Here is a 7,679-nt window from a genome sequence, read left to right on the forward strand (position 1 = left end):
AAACGGCTTGAGTCCGCTGGAATTCAGGGCTCAAGCCGTTTAAAAGATTTTTATTATTTCGCCTGTCTACTTGACGGGGAGCAGTTCAATCCGCAGTGGATCGGTCCATTTTTTTATTTTTCCTGTTCAGCCGTCACGACCAATCGTTCATCGTATCCTTTTGATTGTGTGAACGTACCGATACACGTAATTAACGTTAAACGTTGTGCAAGCGTCGCACCAAAAATCGATCCGACGGGTGCTTGATCCACGGGATACGACTTGACGTTTGTCACCACGTATGAAACCTGTTCCCCTGTTTTTGAAATCAATTCAATTTTTTGTCCTCGTTTCACCTTTGTTAAGTCATAAAATACAGCTGGACCGTCGGTGTCATCGAGATGTCCAGCCAAAATGACATTTCCGGTCTGATTGGCTTTTGCGCCGTACTGATACCAACCGACTTGATCAGTCTGTTTCGGGACATCCATCCGCCCTTTCGTATCCTTCCCTACGACCTCTACATTGGCTTCAACATCGATGGTTGGAATACTTAAGCGGGCGGGCACGAATGCTTCCACCTGTTTCGGTTCCGACTTTAACTTTGGCGGCGGTGCCTCGACGACAGGTGGTGCTGGTGCCTCGGAACGTGGTACAGATGGAGCAGGTTTCTCTGCTCCTCCACACCCCGCGAGCATCACCGTAATGAATACAAGGAGATTACGCGTTTTCTTTACGACGGACGACATAGGCTGTCCCAACAAGTGCTGCTCCGGCAAGTGCTACGAGCGCCCAAGTTGTTGCCATCGAAGAATTTTCAGTTGTTCCACCAAGACCTGTGTCTGGCATGGCTGCCATTTCACCGCCATCTGGAATCAAGAGCACGTCAAAGGCTGGTTCGCCTTCAAGTAGACCAATTGCGAGTGCTGTATAGTTTTTGCCACTATCGAGTTTAATTCCATCAAGTGCTTTGACGACATCCGTTGCACCGGCTGGTCGTACTTCAAGATCGTACGTACCGGCATCGAGTGTACCGTAGTCAGAGACTTTCGAGAACTCGAGGTCGCTAAAGAGTGGATCTCCACCTTTTGGTGCGACATCAACGGCTGGTGCATCCGGTGCAAAGTGAGCGACACGGATCATTGATTTTCCATCTTCGCCTTTGCCGTTATCTTCCATGACAGCCAGTTTGATGTCTGCCAATTTACCGATTGCGGCTACAGAATAGAATTTTCCAGCTTCGATGTTGAGTGTTTGAGAAAGTACAGGATCTTTTGTTGTACCGGCTGCGAAGACTTCTACTTTATGTTCTCCGGCTGGGAGAGTCAGATAATCTGTGACATCTTTAAATTCTGCTCCTGAGACTGCTTTTTTGCCATCGACGGCGATGTCCACTGCTGGAGCATCAGGTGAAGCGTGAATCACACGAACCATTGCGTCGTCCGCCGCGCCTACTGGGAGCACAAATAGTGCGAATAGCAGAGCAGCTGTAACGAAAGATAAGAATTTCTTCATCTTTTTTTCCACCTCTCATGTCATGATGTATTTCGCTCTCAAACCAACAATTTACTTTACATTAAGAACCTTTCCCTTGTGGTGACATCTTAAACTTAAAGGAAAAATCCATTTGTGTAAACGCTCTAATGTGCTAACGAAAGTTGAGATATCATCTACAAAAAAAGACCAGTTTCCAAATAGAAAACTGATCCTGGCTTGATTATATTATTTGACGAATCCAATCATCATCTCACGTAACACTTTTGCTGCGGCAATCGCTGTCATGTCAGACTGGTCATACGCCGGACAGACCTCAACGAGATCGGCTCCGATGACGTCGACATCCGCACGGGCAATCATATGGACGACTTCGAGTAGTTCTTTTGTCGTCACGCCGCCAATTTCCTGCGTACCGGTTCCCGGTGCAGCTGACGGATCAAGGACATCGATATCGATCGTCACGTAGACTTTTTTACCAGCCAGTTTCGGTAAGACCGCTTTTAACGGTTCAACGATTTCGTACTTAAATAGATTGTATCCTGACGTCTTCGCCCAGTCGAACTCTTCTTTCATTCCTGAACGAATGCCGAACGAATAGCAGTTTTCCGGTCCAATCAAGTTCGCGATTTTCTTAAGCGGCGTCGAGTGCGACAACGGTTCGCCTTCATAGGAATCACGTAAATCCGTATGCGCATCAAAGTGCAGGACGACAAAGTCATCATAATGTTTATCAAACGCCTTGACGACCGGCCACGTGACGAGGTGTTCGCCACCCATGCCAAGCGGGAACTTCCCTGCCGTCAACAACGAATCGACATACTCTTCGATCATATCGAGTGACTTTTGCGCATTTCCGAACGGAAGCGGGATGTCGCCTGCGTCAAACAGTTTCGCATCGGCAATATCGCCGTCAAGATACGGACTGTATTCTTCAAGACCGAGTGAGACTTCACGGATCCGAGCCGGACCAAATCGTGAACCGGGACGGAAGCTGACCGTCCAGTCCATCGGCATACCATATAGTACAGATTTTGCATCTTCGTGAGTCGGTTGGCTCGCGATAAATACTTTACCTGAATAAGCTTCATCAAAACGCATTATTATTCCTCCAGTCATAGAAAGGAGTGCCCCTAAAAACGGAACACTCCTGACGTGCAATTAAATCGTTAAATCCTTGACGAACTTCGGTAGCGCGAATGCTGCTGTATGAAGTTCCGGTGTATAGTATTTCGTTTCGATCTCGTGGAAACGCTCTGGTGCGACAGCGAGTGGATCATGTTTTTTCGATCCAATCGTAAATGTCCATAGACCGCTCGGGTAAGTCGGAACGTTGGCGATGTAGAGTTTTGTGATCGGGAAGATTTCTTTGACGTCACGTTGCACATCACGAATCAAGTCCGGTGTGAACCATGGATTGTCGGATTGTGCGACGAAGATGCCATCTTCTTTTAAGGCTTTTGAGATGCCGGAATAGAATCCTTTTGTAAACAGGTTGACGGCTGGACCAACCGGTTCTGTTGAATCAACCATGATGACATCATATTCATTGACAGCTTCTGCGATATGCATGAATCCGTCTCCCACGATGACTTCAACACGTGCGTCATCAAGACCGCCTGCGATGTTTGGTAGATATTTTTTCGAGTACTCGATGACTTTTCCGTCGATTTCGACAAGAACTGCCTTTTCGACTGATGGGTGTTTTAAGACTTCACGGATGACGCCACCGTCTCCTCCACCCACGACGAGAACCGATTTTGGGTTCGGGTGTGTAAAGAGTGGAACGTGTGCGACCATTTCGTGATACACAAACTCATCGCGATCTGTTGTCATGACCATTCCGTCAAGTAACAACATCGTACCGAACTCGTCCGTTTCAACCATTTCCAGACGTTGAAACTCCGTTTGTTCGCTCTCATAAACGTGGTTGACACGGAATGTGATACCGTAATCTTCCGTTTGGTGTTCCGTGAACCATAACTTTAATTTTTGTTCCATTTGCGATAGAACCCCTTTCTTTCATCAAGACAAAAGTTGTTCGTATGCGAGTGGCGTTTACGGCGCTTCTTAATCATACAAATGCGAGTATACCGAACTTTGAAAGAAACTTCTATATAATTCGAAAAATCATACCTGTTTTTTTAGTCGACGAACGTGACGATTTCGTCCAGACAACGACGTTGTTTCGCACGTTTTGGTTCGTCTGCCCGGTAACCGAACGCGACCATGACCGGGACCGTGAAAACAGACCGATCGAGCAAATCGTGTCGTGCCAAAAGTTGTTCAACCGCCTGTTGGTCAAATCCTTCGATTGGACAAGAATCAATACCGATTTGGGCTGCTGCGGACATCATGTTGCCAAGCGCGATATACGCTTGTTTCGCCGACCAGTCTTCCATCGCCTTCTCATGATCTCCGATTTTAAAATCTTCTTTCAAGAACAATCCGTATCGCTTCGTACGACCCGCTTTTGCTTCATCTGACAAACCAAGCACGTCCATCATATGCGTCACGTGCGCCCCGTCTGGTTGCATCTGTCGTCCTGTCCGAGCCAGAAAAACGACATAATGGCTCGCGGTCGGTAACTGTCCTTGTGCGCCCCAGGTGACGTTTTGGATTTCATTTCGGATCGCTTCATTTTGAATGACAAGTAAATTCCACGGCTCGTAGCCAAATGAGCTTGGGGAAAGGCGTGCCGTCTCCAAGATAAACGAAAAATCTTCTGCAGTTATCTTTTGGGCAGGATCAAATGACTTGGTCGCATGTCGGAACTGAAAAGCGTCGATTATCTGTTGTTTTGTTTGGTCATGATTCATGTTGCATTCCTCCTGATTTTATCAAAATTAGGCGAGAATACGCCCACTTCTAAACGAAGTGAAAGTGGGAGATGGATCGCCAGCCTGCCTTTCGGGTATATTCCCTTTGAAGGAGGTGAAAAATGGTGTTGAAGCACAAGGCCTACAAATTCAGAATCTACCCCACCAAAGAGCAGGAAATCCTGATCGCGAAGACGATCGGGTGTTCGCGCTTCATCTTCAACCACTTCTTGGCGAAGTGGGATGAAACGTACAAGACCACTGGAAAAGGACTGTCCTACGGTTCTTGTTCCAAAGAAATTCCTTTGTTGAAGCAGGAGTTCGACTGGTTGAAGGAAGTCGATAGCACATCTGTTCAGATCAGCGTCAAACATCTTGCTGATGCGTTTGACCGCTTCTTCAAGAAGCAGAACGAACGCCCTCGTTTCAAGTCCAAGCGCCATCCCGTCCAGTCGTACAAGACCAACGTCCAAGGCAAAACCAGCTTCCTGAAGTCTCGATTGGATGCAACAAGCTCAAACTTCCGAAGCTGAAATGGATTCGTTTCGCCCACTCGAGACAGGTCACAGGCCGTATCTTGAACGCCACGATCCGACGTAACGCTTCAGGCAAATATTTCGTCTCCCTGCTCGTCGAGCAGGAGATCAACGAACTGCCGAAGACCGGTTTATCTGTCGGCGTCGACGTCGGACTCAAGAACTTTGCCATCCTGTCGGACGGCACGGTATACAAGAACGACCGTTACTTCCGTTCGCTTGAGAAGAAACTGGTGCGCGAACAGCGCAAGCTCTCCCGCCGTCAACACATCGCTTTGAACAAGAAAGTGAGGCTTTCCGAGTCTAAGAACTATCAGAAGCAAAAGCGGAAGGTTGCCCGTATCCACGAGAAGATCGCCAACAAGCGCACTGACTTCCTGCACAAGGTATCGACCGAGATCGTCAAAAACCACGACGTCATCGGGATCGAGACCTTACAGGTGAAGAACATGCAGAAGAACCGCAAGTTGAGTAAGGCCATCTCTGACGTCAGCTGGTCGGAGTTCTTCCGCATGTTGGAGTACAAGGCGGACTGGTACGGGAAGACCGTCGTGAAGGTCGGCAAGACCTTCGCTTCGAGCCAATTGTGCTCGAGTTGCGGACATCAACACAAGGATGTGAAACATCTCAGCTTGCGTGAATGGACATGCCCGAGTTGCGGGATCCATCACGACCGGGATGTGAACGCAGGACTGAATCTTAAACAAGAAGCCGAACGTATCTTAGCTTCTTCAACCGTCGGGACAACGGGGTTAGCCTGATCAGGTTTCGACCGTTAGGTCGGATAACTCAGGAATCCTTCACCTCTAAGTGAAGCGTAGGTGGAGGTAGTTCAAGATGACTACTTGTTACAATATCAAATCAATTTTACCTCGTCTGTTTTTTTGCTCCGTCGATATACGTTACAAAAAAGCAGAACCGGGAAATAATAAATAATCCAACTAATTTTCCTCACTCTTACACCGTCGTCGAACACGCTTGCCACAAGACTTTTTTCCCTATCGACCATTACGATTCCCACTGTTTCTACTTTCTGTCATTACCCATTTGCATTTGCCAGTTGTCACCAATGTTTGTTACGGTTAGAACTTGCGTGATAAGGTTTTGGTTTCAAATAACGCGGGTAATATTAAAGTCGTTGTCTAAACGAGCTACAAAACTCACATGTAAAATTCGAAAAAAGGTGTTGATCACAATGGAAAATAAACGAAAAAGTAAAGTCACGAACGTCTTTATCATCTCTGTCATTTTCTGCTTACTCTTTACCATATGGGGAATCTTGCCTGAATCACTCATTGGTGCCGCAAATCTCGGTAATGTTACCGGAATTGCTCAAAACTTTGTTTCGAACGGCTTCGGCTGGCTCTATCTTTTTGGTATGAGTGCTTTTTTATTAATTGCCATCTTCTTAATTTTTTCCCGTTTTGGTTCAATCCGACTCGGTAAAGACACGGATCGCCCAGAGTACGGTCTGATTTCTTGGTTCGCAATGTTATTCAGTGCCGGTATGGGAATCGGTTTAGTCTTCTGGGGTGTCTCAGAACCACTGACTCACTTCCATACACCACCGGTCGCGACAAACGATCTAACAGAATCTGCTCCACTCGCTATGCGTTATTCCTTTTTCCACTGGGGTCTGCATCCATGGGCACTCTATGCGATCGTCGCCCTTGCCATTGCCTACTCGACGTTCCGTAAAGGGCGTCCGGCAACAATCGGTGATACCGTTGCTTCGCTAATGAAACCGAAGTATGAAACCGTCGGTAAAGGAACGGTTGAAGTCCTTGCGATCGTCGCGACCGCATTTGGTGTTGCGACGTCACTTGGTCTCGGTGCCCAACAAATTTCCGGTGGGCTTCACTTCCTAGTCGGAAGCATCCCGAACTCCTTCATCACCCAATTGATCATCATCTTAGTCGTATCCGTCCTCTATATGATGAGTGCTGCTTCCGGTCTTGATAAAGGAATCGTCCGTCTCAGTAATGCGAATCTCGTTCTCGCAGCACTCTTGATGATTAGTGTCTTGTTCCTCGGACCATTCAGCTTCATCATGGATCTCTTTGTCCAGACGACAGGGGCCTACTTGCAAAACCTACCTGTCATGAGTTTCCGGGCATCGGCATTTAATCCGGGGGAACGCCAATGGATTAATGACTGGACGATTTTCTACTGGGCCTGGTGGATTTCTTGGTCGCCATTCGTCGGAACGTTCATCGCCCGTGTCTCAAAAGGGCGGACGATTCGCGAATTCGTCCTTGGCATCATGTTAGTGCCAACGGTCTTCGGATTATTGTGGTTCTCTGTTTTTGGTGGATCGGCGATCTGGAACGAATTGTTCAACAACGTTGATCTCATTTCAACTGTGAACGATAAAGGAGTCGAAACGGGGATGTTCGCATTGTTTGAGACATTCGGTGGTCTCGGTACCTTCCTCAGCATCATCGCCGTCTTCTTGATTACGACCTTCTTCATCACATCGGCCGACTCGGCGACGTATGTTCTCGGAATGTTATCTTCAGGCGGGAGCCTGATGCCGAGTCTGCGGATCAAGTTGACATGGGGCATCATCCAGTCTTCGATTGCAGCAGTTCTGCTTTATGCAGGGGGGCTCAGTGCCTTACAAGCCGCTGCCGTCCTTGCCGCCTTCCCATTCATCTTCGTCGTTGCCATGATGGTGATTGCCTTGTTCATGGATCTTTCCAATGAACCGGACGCCTCTAAAGTAGCCGATGATTTGAAAAAAGAAGCCTAAGCTGCTAAGATGAACTGCTCCCCGTCAAGTAGACAGGCGAAATAATAAAAATCTTTTAAACGGCTTGAGCCCTGAATTCCAGCGGACTCAAGCCGTTTA

6 protein-coding genes and 1 pseudogene are annotated in these 7,679 nt (G+C 47.6%); 2 read left to right on the forward strand and 5 right to left on the reverse strand.

Annotation, left to right across the window (positions count from 1 at the left end; all coding sequences use genetic code 11):
- Nucleotides 1-113: 113 nt before the first annotated feature.
- The 5 genes from KNQ13_RS15070 to KNQ13_RS15090 all read right to left on the reverse strand — a co-directional run bounded on the left by KNQ13_RS15070 (nt 114) and on the right by KNQ13_RS15090 (nt 4,292).
- Complete coding sequence (locus tag KNQ13_RS15070) at nt 114-740, reverse strand: class F sortase (RefSeq protein WP_251027493.1); 627 nt, start codon at nt 738-740, stop codon at nt 114-116.
- Nucleotides 700-1,494 carry a DUF4397 domain-containing protein gene (locus KNQ13_RS15075; RefSeq protein ID WP_014969276.1) on the reverse strand — a complete coding sequence of 265 codons (795 nt, stop codon included), beginning with the start codon at nt 1,492-1,494 and terminating at the stop codon, nt 700-702. Before KNQ13_RS15075 ends, KNQ13_RS15070 begins: the two co-directional genes overlap by 41 nt.
- Before the next feature lie 207 nt (nt 1,495-1,701).
- Nucleotides 1,702-2,574, reverse strand: coding sequence for an agmatinase (speB, locus tag KNQ13_RS15080; protein WP_026830607.1), 873 nt, complete (start codon nt 2,572-2,574; stop codon nt 1,702-1,704).
- Between the two features lie 60 nt (nt 2,575-2,634).
- Nucleotides 2,635-3,474 (reverse strand): polyamine aminopropyltransferase, encoded by an 840-nt coding sequence (gene speE / locus KNQ13_RS15085; protein ID WP_014969274.1) that lies wholly within the window; start codon nt 3,472-3,474, stop codon nt 2,635-2,637.
- Nucleotides 3,475-3,617: 143 nt separating this feature from the next.
- Entirely contained in the window at nt 3,618-4,292 is a 675-nt protein-coding gene (locus KNQ13_RS15090; RefSeq protein WP_014969273.1) for an NAD(P)H-dependent oxidoreductase, read from the reverse strand.
- Nucleotides 4,293-4,414: 122 nt separating this feature from the next.
- Here KNQ13_RS15090 and tnpB point away from each other — a divergent pair.
- Nucleotides 4,415-5,589, forward strand: a pseudogene (gene tnpB, locus KNQ13_RS15095) (IS200/IS605 family element RNA-guided endonuclease TnpB).
- A gap of 434 nt (nt 5,590-6,023) precedes the next feature.
- Entirely contained in the window at nt 6,024-7,580 is a 1,557-nt protein-coding gene (locus KNQ13_RS15100) for a BCCT family transporter (RefSeq protein WP_026830606.1), read from the forward strand.
- Nucleotides 7,581-7,679: the final 99 nt, after the last annotated feature.

The organism is Exiguobacterium sp. s128 (assembly GCF_018618815.1).
GTDB lineage: Bacteria > Bacillota > Bacilli > Exiguobacteriales > Exiguobacteriaceae > Exiguobacterium_A > Exiguobacterium_A antarcticum.

Bases quoted from the DNA above. Each gene is read 5' to 3' on its own strand.
- speB (WP_026830607.1), bottom strand. From the start codon at position 2,574: ATGCGTTTTGATGAAGCTTATTCAGGTAAAGTATTTATCGCGAGCCAA.
- KNQ13_RS15100 (WP_026830606.1), top strand. From the start codon at position 6,024: ATGGAAAATAAACGAAAAAGTAAAGTCACGAACGTCTTTATCATCTCT.
- KNQ13_RS15090 (WP_014969273.1), bottom strand. From the start codon at position 4,292: ATGAATCATGACCAAACAAAACAACAGATAATCGACGCTTTTCAGTTC.
- KNQ13_RS15075 (WP_014969276.1), bottom strand. From the start codon at position 1,494: ATGAAGAAATTCTTATCTTTCGTTACAGCTGCTCTGCTATTCGCACTA.
- speE (WP_014969274.1), bottom strand. From the start codon at position 3,474: ATGGAACAAAAATTAAAGTTATGGTTCACGGAACACCAAACGGAAGAT.